Source organism: Heliobacterium mobile (genome assembly GCF_009720735.1).
GTDB classification, from domain to species: domain Bacteria; phylum Bacillota; class Desulfitobacteriia; order Heliobacteriales; family Heliobacteriaceae; genus Heliobacterium; species Heliobacterium mobile.
The window spans coordinates 65,959-80,223 of the sequence record NZ_WNKU01000008.1; the positions used below are offsets into that span (position 1 = coordinate 65,959).

The 14,265-nt window shown below is 46.8% G+C and carries 17 protein-coding genes; 7 read left to right on the forward strand and 10 right to left on the reverse strand.

Going from position 1 to position 14,265, the window contains the following annotated elements:
- Nucleotides 1–210: 210 nt before the first annotated feature.
- The 3 genes from purB to GJ688_RS08755 all read right to left on the reverse strand — a co-directional run bounded on the left by purB (nt 211) and on the right by GJ688_RS08755 (nt 3,848).
- On the reverse strand, nt 211–1,503 hold the full coding sequence (gene purB, locus GJ688_RS08745; RefSeq protein ID WP_155476171.1) for an adenylosuccinate lyase: 1,293 nt from the start codon (nt 1,501–1,503) through the stop codon (nt 211–213).
- A gap of 280 nt (nt 1,504–1,783) precedes the next feature.
- Complete coding sequence (gene purE / locus GJ688_RS08750) at nt 1,784–2,299, reverse strand: 5-(carboxyamino)imidazole ribonucleotide mutase (RefSeq protein WP_155476172.1); 516 nt, start codon at nt 2,297–2,299, stop codon at nt 1,784–1,786.
- Nucleotides 2,300–2,483: 184 nt separating this feature from the next.
- On the reverse strand, nt 2,484–3,848 hold the full coding sequence (locus GJ688_RS08755) for an NCS2 family permease (protein WP_155476173.1): 1,365 nt from the start codon (nt 3,846–3,848) through the stop codon (nt 2,484–2,486).
- A 29-nt stretch (nt 3,849–3,877) separates the two neighbouring features.
- Between GJ688_RS08755 and GJ688_RS08760 the strand changes: the two genes are divergently transcribed.
- Nucleotides 3,878–4,717 carry a UbiA family prenyltransferase gene (locus tag GJ688_RS08760; RefSeq protein ID WP_170291811.1) on the forward strand — a complete coding sequence of 280 codons (840 nt, stop codon included), beginning with the start codon at nt 3,878–3,880 and terminating at the stop codon, nt 4,715–4,717.
- A 7-nt stretch (nt 4,718–4,724) separates the two neighbouring features.
- Here the strand turns inward: GJ688_RS08760 and GJ688_RS08765 are convergent, their stop codons facing one another.
- Nucleotides 4,725–5,906 (reverse strand): Ger(x)C family spore germination protein, encoded by a 1,182-nt coding sequence (locus GJ688_RS08765; RefSeq protein WP_170291812.1) that lies wholly within the window; start codon nt 5,904–5,906, stop codon nt 4,725–4,727.
- Nucleotides 5,899–7,017 (reverse strand): GerAB/ArcD/ProY family transporter, encoded by a 1,119-nt coding sequence (locus tag GJ688_RS08770; protein ID WP_170291813.1) that lies wholly within the window; start codon nt 7,015–7,017, stop codon nt 5,899–5,901. Before GJ688_RS08770 ends, GJ688_RS08765 begins: the two co-directional genes overlap by 8 nt.
- 199 nt (nt 7,018–7,216) lie before the next feature.
- Here GJ688_RS08770 and GJ688_RS08775 point away from each other — a divergent pair, with 199 nt between their 5' ends.
- From GJ688_RS08775 to GJ688_RS08790, 4 genes are all read left to right on the forward strand, one after another.
- On the forward strand, nt 7,217–7,762 hold the full coding sequence (locus GJ688_RS08775; protein WP_170291814.1) for a hypothetical protein: 546 nt from the start codon (nt 7,217–7,219) through the stop codon (nt 7,760–7,762).
- Nucleotides 7,763–7,920: 158 nt separating this feature from the next.
- A complete protein-coding gene (locus GJ688_RS08780) occupies nt 7,921–8,154 on the forward strand; it encodes a hypothetical protein (RefSeq protein WP_155476178.1) in 234 nt (77 codons plus the stop codon).
- Between the two features lie 110 nt (nt 8,155–8,264).
- Nucleotides 8,265–8,423 carry a hypothetical protein gene (locus GJ688_RS08785; protein WP_155476179.1) on the forward strand — a complete coding sequence of 53 codons (159 nt, stop codon included), beginning with the start codon at nt 8,265–8,267 and terminating at the stop codon, nt 8,421–8,423.
- A gap of 380 nt (nt 8,424–8,803) precedes the next feature.
- Nucleotides 8,804–9,394 (forward strand): hypothetical protein, encoded by a 591-nt coding sequence (locus GJ688_RS08790; RefSeq protein WP_170291815.1) that lies wholly within the window; start codon nt 8,804–8,806, stop codon nt 9,392–9,394.
- Between the two features lie 43 nt (nt 9,395–9,437).
- Here the strand turns inward: GJ688_RS08790 and GJ688_RS08795 are convergent, their stop codons facing one another.
- From GJ688_RS08795 to GJ688_RS08815, 5 genes are all read right to left on the reverse strand, one after another.
- Entirely contained in the window at nt 9,438–9,758 is a 321-nt protein-coding gene (locus GJ688_RS08795; RefSeq protein WP_155476181.1) for a DDE-type integrase/transposase/recombinase, read from the reverse strand.
- Nucleotides 9,759–9,760: 2 nt separating this feature from the next.
- Nucleotides 9,761–9,937, reverse strand: coding sequence for a transposase (locus tag GJ688_RS08800; RefSeq protein ID WP_328597344.1), 177 nt, complete (start codon nt 9,935–9,937; stop codon nt 9,761–9,763).
- Between the two features lie 175 nt (nt 9,938–10,112).
- A complete protein-coding gene (locus GJ688_RS08805) occupies nt 10,113–10,445 on the reverse strand; it encodes a transposase (RefSeq protein WP_170291816.1) in 333 nt (110 codons plus the stop codon).
- 68 nt (nt 10,446–10,513) lie between these two features.
- On the reverse strand, nt 10,514–11,083 hold the full coding sequence (locus tag GJ688_RS08810; protein WP_155476184.1) for a leucine-rich repeat domain-containing protein: 570 nt from the start codon (nt 11,081–11,083) through the stop codon (nt 10,514–10,516).
- A 134-nt stretch (nt 11,084–11,217) separates the two neighbouring features.
- Nucleotides 11,218–11,511, reverse strand: a complete 294-nt coding sequence (locus GJ688_RS08815) for a hypothetical protein (RefSeq protein ID WP_155476185.1) — start codon at nt 11,509–11,511, stop codon at nt 11,218–11,220.
- A gap of 278 nt (nt 11,512–11,789) precedes the next feature.
- Between GJ688_RS08815 and GJ688_RS08820 the strand changes: the two genes are divergently transcribed.
- On the forward strand, nt 11,790–13,160 hold the full coding sequence (locus GJ688_RS08820) for a sodium-dependent transporter (protein ID WP_155476186.1): 1,371 nt from the start codon (nt 11,790–11,792) through the stop codon (nt 13,158–13,160).
- 266 nt (nt 13,161–13,426) lie between these two features.
- A complete protein-coding gene (locus tag GJ688_RS08825) occupies nt 13,427–14,254 on the forward strand; it encodes a methyl-accepting chemotaxis protein (RefSeq protein WP_155476187.1) in 828 nt (275 codons plus the stop codon).
- Nucleotides 14,255–14,265 lie beyond the last annotated feature (11 nt).

Here is a 14,265-nt window from a genome sequence, read left to right on the forward strand (position 1 = left end):
CCTCTGGGCTATTCTGCATGTAAACCGTGGCGCACTTTTTCCGCTTCGCAACTTTCGCTCACGACGCCGCTACACCCAAAACGCTCACTCCGTCATTACACCCCAAATTTTTTCCTTTTGGTACAATAGTCCCGTAACCCTCTGATTTATTGAATTTTGTAGCACTCTCGGGGTGTAATTAAACAGAAACTTTACAAGCTTATAAGAATGTTATAGACCTACACGTTTAAACAGTGTGTCGACATGTTTGATATGGTAGTCGTAGTCGAAAAGACCTTCTACTTCTTGATCGTTTAACTTGGTCATAATCTCTTCGTCCTTGAGGACCAGTTCCTTGAAGGGTACCTTGATCTCCCAGGCTTTGAGGGCATTGCGCTGTACCCAGTGGTAAGCCGTTTCGCGGAGAACGCCTTTGTCGACGAGGGCCAGCATAACCCGTTGGCTGTTGACCAAGCCTAAGGTTTTTTCCAGGTTGGCTTTCATGTTCTCTGGGAAAACTTGCAGGTTCTTCATGATCTCGATCATCTTGGCAAGCATGTAGTCCAGAAGAATGGTCGAATCGGGAATGATGACCCGTTCCACCGACGAATGGGTGATATCCCGCTCATGCCAGAGGGCTACGTTTTCCAAAGCGGCGAGCGCATTGCCGCGAAGTACTCGTGCCAAACCGGCGACCCGTTCAGAGGTGATGGGGTTCTTTTTATGGGGCATGGCGGAGGAGCCTTTTTGACCTTTGGAGAAGGCTTCTTCCACTTCGTGAATGTCTGTCCGCTGCAAGTTGCGCAGTTCTGTGGCGAACTTGTCCAGAGAGCTGCCAACTACGGCGATAGTGCTCATGTATTCGGCGTGGCGGTCCCGTTGAATGACCTGGGTCGAAATGGGGGCGGGACGAAGGCCTAATTTGCCGCAAGCGAATTCTTCAACACGAGGATCGATCTGAGCGAAGGTACCCACCGCTCCGGAGATAGCTCCCACGCTGATGGTGTCGATGGCGTGGTTCATGCGATTGATGCAGCGGCCCACTTCGTCATACCAGAGGGCCAGTTTTAAACCAAAGGTAACCGGTTCCGCATGAATCCCATGGGTGCGGCCGATCATGACGGTGTATTTATGCTCGACGGCCCGTTGGCCGATGACTTCGCGCAATTTTTTCAGCTTTTGTACCAGCAGTTCACCGGCTTCTTTCATTTGCAAGGACAGAGACGTGTCCAAAACGTCGGAAGAGGTCATGCCCATGTGAACGTATTTAGACTCTTCACCGATATACTCAGCGACACAGGTTAGAAAAGCTAACACATCATGTTTGGTGATTTCTTCGATTTCAAAAATACGCTGCACGTTGAAACCGGCCTTATCGCGAATGGCTTCAAAAGCTTCCCGGGGGATTTTACCCATTTCGGCCATCGCTTCACAAGCGGCCACTTCTACATCGAGCCATTTCTGAAAGCGGTTTTCATCTGCCCAAATAGCGCCCATTTCGGGCAATGTGTAACGATCGATCATGAAATAGTACCTCCTCAGTTTTTCACAGCCAATATCGGTTGGCTTTTCTTCTGTAAGAATCTTTTACCCACTAGCTCTTATAAAAATATAAAAGCCCATAACGAGTTAGATTCCTCCGCTGTAAAGCAAGGAACCTAACCGCCTGGGCTTTTTTCCCTCCGGTGTAAAAAGGGTTTAACAGACATCGGTCGCCTTTGACCCCTTTTTGCAGCGCTCGGTCCAGACCGTTTCCGCGGAACCCTAAGCTGCACTTCCTGTAATTTTCGATTTCTATTTTACCTTAAAAAACGGGTCTTGGCTCCCCTAATTTCGCATCTTTTTCTTCCACTTGACGAGCCATTTTTTGCTTATACCCTTTAAACGCTTCTCGCAGTTCTGGATATTTGCCGCCAAGCATCTGAACAGCGAGTAGACCGGCGTTTTTCGCACCGTTGACAGCCACTGTCGCTACAGGAACGCCGGGAGGCATCTGAGCGATAGCCAGAAGGCTGTCCCAACCTTGCAAGGCACCCGATTGAAGAGGTACTCCAATGACAGGCAGCAACGTGAAGGCAGCTAACACCCCAGGAAGATGAGCAGCTAAACCGGCTCCCGCGATCAATACTTCCAGTCCTCGAGCTTCCGCCGTCTCGGCATAACGGGCAGCCCGTTCCGGTGTCCGGTGTGCCGAAGCGACCAGTATTTCCGCTTTTACTCCAAATTCCTCTAGCGCTTCGACGGCTTCCTTCATGACCTTTAGGTCAGAATCAGAACCCATCACAATGCCTACCAAGGGTTTGTTGCCAATAGAACTCATGAACGCCCTCCTACGATACAGGTTTACAAAAGGTATTCAACAAGGGCAGTATTTTCCCTTCTCAAGCACACAATACCAGAATAATCGACATCCTTCGAGTATGCAATCCCCCAAAAAGTAATTCGCAAAATCACAATCAGATCAACAATTCCCAGTTCTCGCTCTTGAGCGCTTTTTTTGGCTATTAATGGCCCCCCAAAGAAACATATCGCCAAATGACGAGTACTGTCAAGAGATACATGAGCCAATGGACATCTTTGCTTTTACCAGTGGCGATTTTCAACAGTGTATAAAAAACGATACCAGCGGCGATGCCGTTAGCGATATTGTAGGTAAAGGGCATGAAAGCGAAGGTTAAGAAAGCCGGTAGAGCCTCCGTAAAATCGTTAAAATCGATCTCTGTAATCGAGGAGATCATCAACACACCGACGATGATCAATGCGGGAGCAGTCGCCGCGTCAGGGATCAGCTTAAAAAAAGGTGCCAGAACAAGAGCGAGAAGAAAGAGCACCCCTGTGGTCACGGAAGTTAATCCGGTCCTCCCTCCCTGTCCGATACCGGCTGCCGATTCCACGTAGGCCGTGATCGTAGACGTACCTAAAAAGGCACCTAAACTTACACCGAAGGCATCGACCAACATGGCTTTGCCAATATGGGGAGAGCGGCCTCGTTCGTCGAGCAATCCCGCCTTTCCGGCGGTGCCGACTAAGGTGCCAAAGGTATCGAAGAGTTCCACGAAGGTAAAGGTAAGCACGACTGAAACAAGTCCCATTTCAAAAGCACCTCGGAGATTCAGGGCGCCTACGGCTAAGTTGTTTAAAGAGGGCCAAGTGAAGGTAAATTCACTGATTTTTGTGACCCCCATCGGTATTCCTAAGAGGGTCGTCGTCACAATCCCAATCAGGAGAGCGCCTCGGATATGCATCGCCATTAAGATGGCCGTCAGGATCAAGCCAAACAATGCCAACATCGTATCGGGGTGGAGCAAGCTGCCCAGGATAAGATCCCACTCGAAATAAAGCAGGTGTCCATAACCACCGGAGCTCGTGACCTGACCTAGGGACGGACCTAGATGCAAGCTAGCCACAGTGAGATGAGAAAGCTTCATCCCGATGATCGTGATAAATAGACCGATGCCGACGGTAATCGCCTTTTTTAAGGCATGAGGAAAAGCTACTATGAGCAATTGGCGCACCCGCGTCACTGTCAAGATGATGAAGATGACGCCGGAAATAAAGACAGCGCCTAAGGCCACATCCCAGGGGATCCCGCCTGCCTGGGAGGCTACAACGGCAAAATAAGCGTTGAGACCCATTCCCGGTGCCAAGGCGATCGGAAAGTTAACGTACAAGCCCATGGCAATCGTGACGAGACCTGCGCCAACACAGGTAGCGAAGAAGACGGCGTCTTTGCTCATTCCGGTCGCCGAAAGTATCCCCGGGTTAACAGCGAGAATATAGGCCATCGTCATAAATGTGGTCAAGCCAGCCAGTATCTCTGTCGATACGTCAGTACCTCTCGCCTTCAGTTGAAACAGTTTTTCGAACATATTTGGTTCTCCTTTAGGATGTAGTGATGGTGGGAAGGATAACAGGTAAGAAAGGAGCGCCTATGAACATCATCGAATTCTGGAACATTGCCCGTCCCAGTGCATGTTTTCGTTATGCCATTACAGTCGTCTTCGCTGCCGTCATTGAACGGGCCCCCTCCTATTCCCTGCTTCCCTTGTTTCTTGCAGGTTTTTTTTTCGTCGCTGGTATCTACGCCTTTGATGATATCGAAGATTTAGAGGAAGACAGGATCAACCACCCGGAACGTCCACTCCCCTCAGGAAAACTGTCGCTGTCCTCTGCCCGCTTTTTTGGTTATGGCTGTCTCTTGACGTCGGTCCTATTGACAGCGCTCATGGACCTATGGACGGCTTTGTTTATCCTGGTGATTTCCTTTGCCTCTGTCCATCCTTCGCTGCACCGGCTCACTCAAGGCCATTGGCTGGGAAGAGGCCTTTCTATCTTCGTCTTTATCGTGTCCTCTTTCTACATGGGTGCCGCCGGAAGTGCTGGCCCTATATCGCGCCGGCTCTTTTTGTTGGCGATCGCTATCGGTATTCTTCATTTAGCCACAAGGGTCATCGGCGACGAAGTGGACCAGGAGGGAGATCGTAGACGGCTACGGACATTACCGACGGCCCATCCGGCCCATTTTCGGTACTTCATCCGGTACACACTGATGCTGTCCGCCCTTTTGCTGCCCCTGCCCTTTTTCTTCGGTTTTGGTGCCCTCTATCTTGTATTCTCTCTGCCTGTGGCTTTTCGTATCCTATCCCATGGACGAACGTGGCATGTAGACAACGCAGGCACCCGTCCCAGCCATATACTCGCCGCCGTCGTCTTTGTGGGTGCTCTGCTCAGCCGTTAGCCTTCCCTTACCGTGTCGCCCCTAAGATGCGAACTTTCACTTCGAACTCAACCGGTATCGTCGGAAAAACTTCATGCCAATCCATAGAGCGCCATTCTTCGATATCTATCGGACGAACATATCGACCGATATGGAACACATCGGCCCCCATCTGCTTTTGCGTCTTATTCATTAAAGCCTCCAAGTCGCGGTGCATCGCTTCAGTCGCCTGTTCTCCCATCGCTTCAAAATCTTCTGTTGAATAGCGGACCTGAGGAGGGTTGGCGTCAGACAACATTCCGTCCATATCGACTTTAATGATGACACTGTATTGTTTTGGTCCTACCCGCTCTACCTGATAGGTGCGCTTTACCGTTTGAACTCGCAGGGTAACATTACTGGACTTGTCGTTTCTGCGATTCGCCTGTCCCTTCGTTTGCGGATCTGTTTTCTGCCCGCCTCCATCGGGGGAGTCAAAGTGAAAAGTATAAAGGTAGGGTGTTCGTTCTACTAAAACCATCATCATCAAGGCCGTCTCTTTGCTGTCCACCCGTCCGACCATCTTATCGTAGTGAAATACGGCTGCTCCGTCATAGCTGACCTTTCCATCGACCAGACGGATATAGGGGGTGGTTATGCATCCAGTCCGGTCAAGATAGGTTCGATAGGCTTCCCATAGATGGACCCGGGCGATGCCTGCAGATTTCGTATCGCTGACCAGTTGGCTGACGATGACGTTCCCGCCTTGTGTTCCTTCCACGGTCTTCGCTTTCTCCGTAAATAAGGATTGCAGATCACTTGGAGTCACCATGACAAAGGCATTATTTCGGACAGTTGGTTGAAACAAACTCCAGGACAGAAAAGGAAAGATGCCATCTCGTGCCGCTCGTTCCGAAATGACAATCGCCCCGGTCAGTCCAAAATCGAGAATCCTCGGCAAGCGCTTTTTCCCGCTTTCGATGGCGTCTTCGATCGTATCCCCCTCAAGACGGGGAGCTAAGATGGCCGGGCCAGCTGTCGCTTGTGGACCTACCTGGGTGTTGGCGTCAGATTGTTTCGGGTTATGAATATCCGGTATGATAGCCACCGCTTTTTCTTCACCTTTATCAAAACCGATGACCATCACCAGCGCCCTTCGTTCGATCGGACTCTGATCGTAACAACCAGTCAGTATTCCCACCAACAAACATAGAACAAGGATTCTACCCATTATTTCGTCTCCTTGGTTCTTTCTGGGATAGGGCATACCTTTTTTTCATCACCGATAAGATCAAAAAAAGCAAGAGCAGCAGTGTCATCAGCCCCCCCCAAAGGGGGCTTAAATACATCAAAAAATTACGAGCATTTTGAAAAGGTTCCACCGATGACCGCAATGCCAGAGCGGTGATGAAATAGGCCAAAACGACAGTGCGATAATTTTCTAGATGCAACCACTGACCAACGGCCCGTGCTCCCGTGACGATCAGGCCGGACATGGCCGTTATCGTGGGGAACATCCATAACAGGATTAGGAGAATATCCACCCTTTGAAAAAAAACCATTTCCCGAAGCGTGGTCATTTTCACTTTTAAAGGTTGATCGAAGCTGGATGCCATCTCCATCCCTAATGTGCCGATGATCAAATAGAGCGTTACAAGAAGATACAAAAGCCCTAAAAAGGTCAAACCGATCAATATCCGGTAGAGCTTTTGGCTGTGGCTGATGGCGTCGTTTAGAAATAAAGCCAACCCAAAGCCAAAAAAGACAGACAAGCTTCCGTAAAACTCCGGTCTCATCCAGTAAGAAAAATCAAACTGGGTCAAAGGTCTAGCCAGGTTGGGATCTATATCTGACGTAGAAAGAAAAAACATGATCGCTGTCAACGGAAAGATGATCACTAAATGCTCATCATTGGTACGGGTGACCACCTCTGTTCCCATCAATGCAATCCAACTGCTTATCGTCAGCAATATTAGCATCAACACGATCGGTGGTGTATTCGTTAAATGGACATCCGTAATCAGTTCTGCGGCAATACGAAATATCGGTAATGGCAAAGCAAAATGAATAAACACGAGCGGTGCTGTTATGAGTATACCGACAGGGCGCCCTAATAGTTGCCGAGCGATGCCGATGATGTTGTCTCTAGGAAATTTGGCACAGATTAGGCTGGCTAAGACTGTCGGGATAAGTGCTATGACAGCGCCAGAAAAAAGCGGTGCAAAAGGATTATAATTTACCGTCTGAAGCAGGTATCCATGGTAATAGAGGCCGGCACCAGAAACAAAAAATGAAGCCATGAGCAACCCGATCTGGATCATGGAAATCTCTTCTTTATACATCGGCGACCCTCTTCGTAACCATCCATGTTTTTCTCCCTCTTGTATCTTTTCCCCAATCGAAAAAAGCATGCCCCAGAGGATTCCTATCTCGACAATCACAAATGATCTCGATTAGAATAGTTATTAGAGTTACAAACCCGGCTCGATACTCTCTGGGACATCAGGAATAGAGATTTTTAGGGGAGAGGGGATTTTCCAATTGGCTAGAATGAAAAAAATAACGGTAGAACTATCCCCGGAACAACATCAGTGGCTTGAGGCTCAGTCGGAGATTACCGGTGACGATATTCCCGGATTGATCGGCAGACTTATCGATGACGCCATCGCGAGAGACTCGTTGTCACGAATTCGTCCTGAATTAGAAACAGTCATTAAATCGACCGTTCGCAATGTGGTAGAAATGTCGATCACCCAAAAAACCATGGTGGCGGTCAAACTGTTCGATGAAGCTGTTTCACCGGCCATGAAAGCTTTCGGCAATCGGGTTACCGAAAGCGTCTTTAAACTGGCTGACCGGGTTGAACGCCTGGAAAAACAAATCGGGACGATGCAAAAAGGTCAAATGCGAGATGGCTCCGAAACTTCCAATGATGAAGTGCCTCCCCCTGTCTTAGCACCTGCAGCTTCGGCCTCGAAAGGCCCTCTGAAAAGCAATGATACCTCTGCGTCGGGTGAACCGGCTCGTAAAGAAGGGGTTCTCGTCGATTTACGGGATCATCTACTCGGCGGGAAATGGCCCGAATAGAAAATCCTTATAAATCTAGCATTCTAGCTGGCGTGTAGGTCAGCTAATGTTGTCAAAATACGCTCGCGTTGTTGTCGAATTGTTGTCATCCTCGGATGAAAATCTTATGTTTTATTCTTGGGATAATCTGGAATAAATTTGTCGAAGTGTCTTTTGAGGTGATTCGATGTATCGAGTCCAGATTCGGCGCTTGGACGTTGAAAAAGCTATACTCGACGCTGGCAAACAAAAAACAAGTAGCCCAAGAGATTGGCATATTACAATGTAGCCTATCTCGCATTCTTAAAGGTGACAAAGCATCGCTGCTTACCGGTATGCTCTTTGCCCGATCGATGAACAAATCTGTTGAGGATATATTCGAAATCATAGAAGACAAAAAGCCTGGTGAATAACCGGGCTTTTTCTATGCTGAAAAATCATCTCCACAGAGGAATTATTTAGCGCATTGGGCAGATGGTTTACCGTAACAACCAGTAAAACAATGTGATAGGAGGAATGCCCTATGACCATCGACATCAACGCGATCATTAAGGCTCTCAAGCCCCACTTCCCTGATGATGACATCACTCCCATCTTGGCAGCCGCCGACGTATACCGAGCAGTGACAGTCGTGAGCAACGGTAATGGTAACGGCGAGTCTAATTCAGGGATTGAGCGTTGATGCCTCCTGGCCTACTTGGAAAGAAAGAATAACAAATAGATCTAGTTCGAATCAAGGATATTAAGGTAGTCCAGAGCTTAAGGATCGTGCTTTAGGAGTCGGAAGGCGTGGAATTGTTTGATGGTCCTTGAAGATATCCAACGCCCTAACGAAGTTAAAGAGTTAATTAGAAACGCGATCTGGAACGAACGCTCAACATAACGTATTGGTTACCAGGAGAGAATTAAGCACAAAAAGCCCCGATCCTCCGCTATGGAGAGTCCGGGGCTTTTTTGCTCCAAAATATGTTCAAGCGTTTTTTCGTAAGCATGGAATCATTTAGTCGGGTATAGATATTTCACTGGTAGGAAAAACGTTTAGCTATGAAAGGCGGAAAGGAAATGCTTAAAAAGGTTCTTATTGGCTTAGTGGCTTCTGCCGTTCTTACACTGACCGGTTGCGGAGGAGGTAGTAATCAAGCTCCGGTTAGCGGTACCCAGCAACCTAGTACCGCTTCAATTGCTCCGGCTCCGGTTCCAAATTCGACTCCTGAGCCTACTCCATCTTTAAGTCAATCGTCTCCGACAAATGAGGCTGAAACGGCTGAGTACCTCTTAAAAATTACACCTATCCTCAACGATATCGAAAAAAACAATGCCAACTTTGAAAACCTCCGCCAACAAACCGCTAATGGTACATTGAGTGGAAAAGACCTCGCCCAGAAAATAAGGATTGAGATTCTACCGGCTTATGAAAAGTCGTCAGAACAAATTTCAGGGGTCACCCCACCTTCGTCAATGCGCGAGGCCCAAGATATCATGATAAAAATGATTGCGAAAAACAATCAGGGAATGAGCGAGTTTATCTCGGCCTTGGAAAATAACGATTTATCCAGAGTTACTGTCGCAAATAATTACTTTGCTGAGGCAAGTGCTTTAGATCAGCAGGTAGCAACCATTTTTCAAAATGCCACTTCAACACCGAGTAAGTAAAGCAAAAAGTCCCCGGCTTATTTACATGAGTCCGGGGCTTACTTTATTTGCACTGTTCACAGGTTTCTTCAAACACATGGCAGATAAATTGAGGTCCATTGTCTGTGCGTATGACGGGTCTTTCTATGCTCTCGAACATTTTTCGCTTGCACAAAGCTCGTTGCAGCGTCTGTGCCGCATGTTTGCCTTCACAATTTAATCCAATATGATAATCGATAATGGCTCGATCATAAACATCGATGATACACAGGAGATAGAAGAATCGATCTTCGCCCACAATGTAACCATACTTTATATCTAATTCCCAAAGCTCATTAGAGCCTTTGATTTCTCGGTTGCACGCAAGGCGTCGTGGGTGCTTCACCTTTACCCTCGCTGGGGAATGAGGATGTCCAACTCTTTACAGAGACGGTAGGTCTTTTTATCATTGATGATTAGCTGGTGCTGCCGTTGAAGGCAGATGCCGAGCTTTCGATATCCGTAAGCGCTTTCTTCTCCAGCAATCAGTTCAAGCAAGTACTCCTTAATTTGCTCGTCGCTAATTCGATTTCCGTCCGTTGTCCAAGAATAACCGGGGTAGGGTCGTCCACCACTAACCTTTTTTCGACTTCCTCTTCTTGAAGGCGTTTGCGCCGTTCATAGTACGTCGCTTCTGAGATGCCGATGATGCGTAAGATAAAGGCGGTGCTGGCTTCTTCCCGAGCTATCCATTCATCGGCTACTTCAAGTTTCTCCGATAGCCCGGGTTCGTCTTTTTTAATAGATCTTGTAGTATCTGTATCTCTAATGCTTTTTCCCCAAGCAACTTTTTTAATGCAATGTTTTCTACTTCCATCTCTTTGAATTCTTGTGCAGATGGCACATATGCAGTGATTTTCTTCGCCTCTGTCGGAGCCTCTTGAAAACTCTTATGCTTTGATTCTTTCATCCAATAATGCAGCAGCTTTGGATCAATCCCATGTCGACGAGCCACCTGGCTTGCATTTCCCACTTCTTGGGCTTCCTGTATAAGTTGCTCCTTGAATTCTTTCGGATACCTACTTCTTCCCACTTCTGTCCCCTCCATTTAATCCTATTGTAGTTCAATAGAGGGTCATCACTCAAATTCAATTAGGGGGCTTAATAGGGAGGATCCCAAATCAAAATAGTCCCTAATTTGTCGTACAGGATTCCGTCAACGTTCGAATAAGCCGTATTCATGCTACTTACATATATTGATTGTAGGTCGTTACATCCTCCAAACGCACCACCGCCAATACTTATTACGCTATCAGGAATGGTTATACTCGCTAGGCTGGTATTCATAAACGCACCGCTATCAATACTGGTTAATCTACTATCATTTGGAATGGACACACTCGTTAAGTCGATACAGTCTAAAAAAGCACTATAACCAATTCGGGTTACACTGGCAGGGATAGCTACGCTCGTTAGTCCGTGACAACCCCGAAATGTATTGTCGTCAATTTCAGATACGGTATAACCATCTATCGTATCCGGGATCGTAATACAACCTCCCAAACCAGAATAACCCGTAATTACGACTGCATTGTTATCAAGTCTGTAGGTGTAGTCACCGTATGTATCCGCAAATGATATATTTGAACCCGACTGAAAGATAAGTAGGGTAAAAATCATCAGGAATACAAAACGTGCTAATCTAACAGAACACCCTGTAAGTTTATGCACCAGCTACACATCCTTAACGTGCTTCTATTTCTATAAGCGATTTCTATAGAAATCGCCCTTTTCCTTTCTGGTAGTGCATGTAAGGAATGCAGATTTAATTAAGATAATTTGTTACAAGTCTATGGATAAATCCGTTAATTAAAAAAGCCCTGACCTCCAGAATAGGAGATCGGGGCTTCACAATTTAACATGGTATTAAATCGGCGCGTATCCGAAGGCGCCCTGGCCTGCGCAAATGTAGCCGGTTCCGTCTCTTCCGCTTTTACAACCGGCTTATCAACGATCGGTATAAACTGCTCCGGACAAAATTCAGCTTTACCTTCTTGCCATTGGTCCCAGTTGGTCATTACCTCGGTTCCCAGTAAAGCAATCGACATCAAATGGAGGAAATCACGATATGGCGTCGGATCCAACTGCACCCCAAACAAAGACGCCCCCCAATACAGGAGAGCGCCAAGAGCCAACAGCAGTTTGGGATTGTTTTTGATTTTCTCCGACTAAGTGTCCCCCTGGACATCTGTGAGTGATTCAGTATAAAAGTACATAGAACAGGAAAACCTCGTCCCCCCCCAGAGGAACGAGGCTTTTACTTCGGTTATTTTTCAGAAATATTTTAAATATTAAAATATCTTGAAAATGCGCGGAATGGACTTAAAATATATAAGCACTATTCCGTTTTATTAGTATTAAATAAGGAGTGATGGTGATGCAGGAACCAAAAGCGAGTCGTGAAAAATTCTCCTCAGGCTTAGCTGTTTTCTTTGCTACTTTAGGTTCCGCCGTAGGTTTGGGAAATATATGGAAATTTCCCTATTTAACCGGTAACAACGGCGGTGGCGCTTTTTTGTTGGTCTATTTCCTATGTATTTTGCTGGTTGGCCTGCCCGTTATGGTGAGTGAGTTTTACATCGGCCGCAAGACTCGGAAAAATGCTATTGGCGCTTTTGAACAGTTAAAACCGAAAACCGCTTGGAAGCACATTGGCTCCATGGGTGTTTTCGCCTCCGGTCTAATTATGTTCTTTTACAGTTGTGTTGCTGGATGGGTTTATTTTTATCTCTTCAAAGCGTTAATGGGGACTTTCTCAAACATCACATTAGAGACAGCAAAATCTCACTTCGGCAGTGTCGTTGTCAACCCGGTTACGCCTATTCTTTGGCAAATGATCGTCATGACCGTCGTTTCCTTCATCTTAATCATGGGGGTTCAAAAAGGAATCGAAAAAATCACAAAAACCTTAATGCCCTTGCTATTTTTATTGATCATCATCTGTGATATCCGCGCCTTGACTCTACCCGGCGCTTCGGAAGGTTTAAATTTCCTATTCCACGTTGACTTTGGCGCAGTGACGGGAACAGTCATTCTGACAGCGCTTGGGTTAGCTTTCTTCAAACTCTCTCTCGGCATGGGCACGATGGTCACCTACAGCAGCTATTTTACCGAAGGGGACAACCTCTTTTCCACGGCCGCGAAAGTCGCCTTTGCTGATTTGGCGGTCTCTATGTTGGCCGGCATGGCCGTATTCCCTGCTGTTTTTGCCTTCGGCATGGAGCCTAGCGCCGGTCCTGGACTGCTCTTCATGACCATCCCCCTGGTTTTTTCAAAAATGCTATTCGGCAACGTCCTTCTCGTGGCCTTTTTCTTCCTCAGTTCCATTGCAGCGACTACAGCCATGCTTTCCCTCGTTGAAGTACCTGTCGCTTACCTCTCAGAGGAACGTGGACTATCCCGAAAAGCCTCGGTCTTTGTCAGTTCCGTAGTCATCGTTCTCTTCGGCACCTTAGCATCCTTATCAGCAGATAGTTCTAGCCTTTTAGGCGGCATCACCTTTTTCGGCAAAGGGTTCTTTGACCTCTTTGATTTTATTTCCTCAAATATTATTTTGCCTTTGGGCGGTCTGCTTATCGCGCTGTTTGTTGGCTACGCCGCCAACAAAGATGATATAAAGCAGGAACTCATGAACCGTGGGCACTTGAACAACGGCTGGATGATAGATTTATTCTTCTTTATCATTCGTTATATCACCCCAGCCCTGTTGATTCTCGTTTTTTTGAACTCTCTGGGAATCTTGTCTTAACCATCTTCGATAGCTTTCAATGGATCTCCTTATTTCAGTCTTATGAAAGATGCCTTTTCTTTTGACGATATCACTCTATCAGTTCTGCCATTAGAACTTGGCTGGTCCTAATCTAGGCCAGCCTCTTTGTTTTTGCCATAAACTTTTTCACTTACACTAATATTCGACATAGTAACCATTATATCCATTGCTATAATTAAGCAAAACTATTTTTGGATGTGATTAAATGGGTTTGCATGGTGGAAACGAAGGAGGAGTGATCGCCGTTGATCAAAGGACAAGAATTTATTGATGCGCTGAAAATTGTCGCCCCTGGGCTGAAAGAGATCCTGGGCAAAGACTTTGTTTTGGTAATCACGGACCAGGAACAGTTCCTCGATTACTACCCCGCAGATACGTTCGATCTAAAAATTCAACGGGGGAATCAAATCCCTCCGGGAGATCCTCTCCGCTTGGCGATGGCACAGGGATGTGTCCAAAGCAACAACATTTCCAAAGAAGTGTTCGGTGTGCCTTTTAAGGCAAGAGCAGTTCCCTTTTACGATGATAACGGCTCAGTCATGGGTGGTATCGGTGTTGGAGTCAGCATGGAAACAGAAGTAACTGTGATGGAGTTGTCTCACCACTTGCAAAATTCCATGCAAGATTCAGCTAAAGCCCTTGAACATATCGCTTCGACATCAGAGATGATTAACGATATTGAACAGGTCCTCCATCAGCACGTCACGGCGATTTCAAGCGCCGCAAAACAGATCAAGTCAGTTTTAGGTTTTGTCCAGAAGATGGCTGCTCAGACACAGATGTTAAGTATCAATGCATCGATTGAGTCGGCCCGATCCGGTGAATCGGGGCGAGGTTTTGGTATCGTAGCTCAAGAAATCGGCAAACTTTCGTTAGATTCAAAAACTACGACCGAACAGATCAAGACATTGACCGACCAAATTGAAGAAAAAATCAATGCGGCCATTCATGGTTCGGAAAATGTGTTAAAGGCGAATCATGACCAAAGTGTAGGCATTCAAAAGATCACCGCAACAATTGAGGAATTGACCGCTATATCTGAGCAGTTAGCACAAATCGCTCAGGATTTATAAGATTACATAAA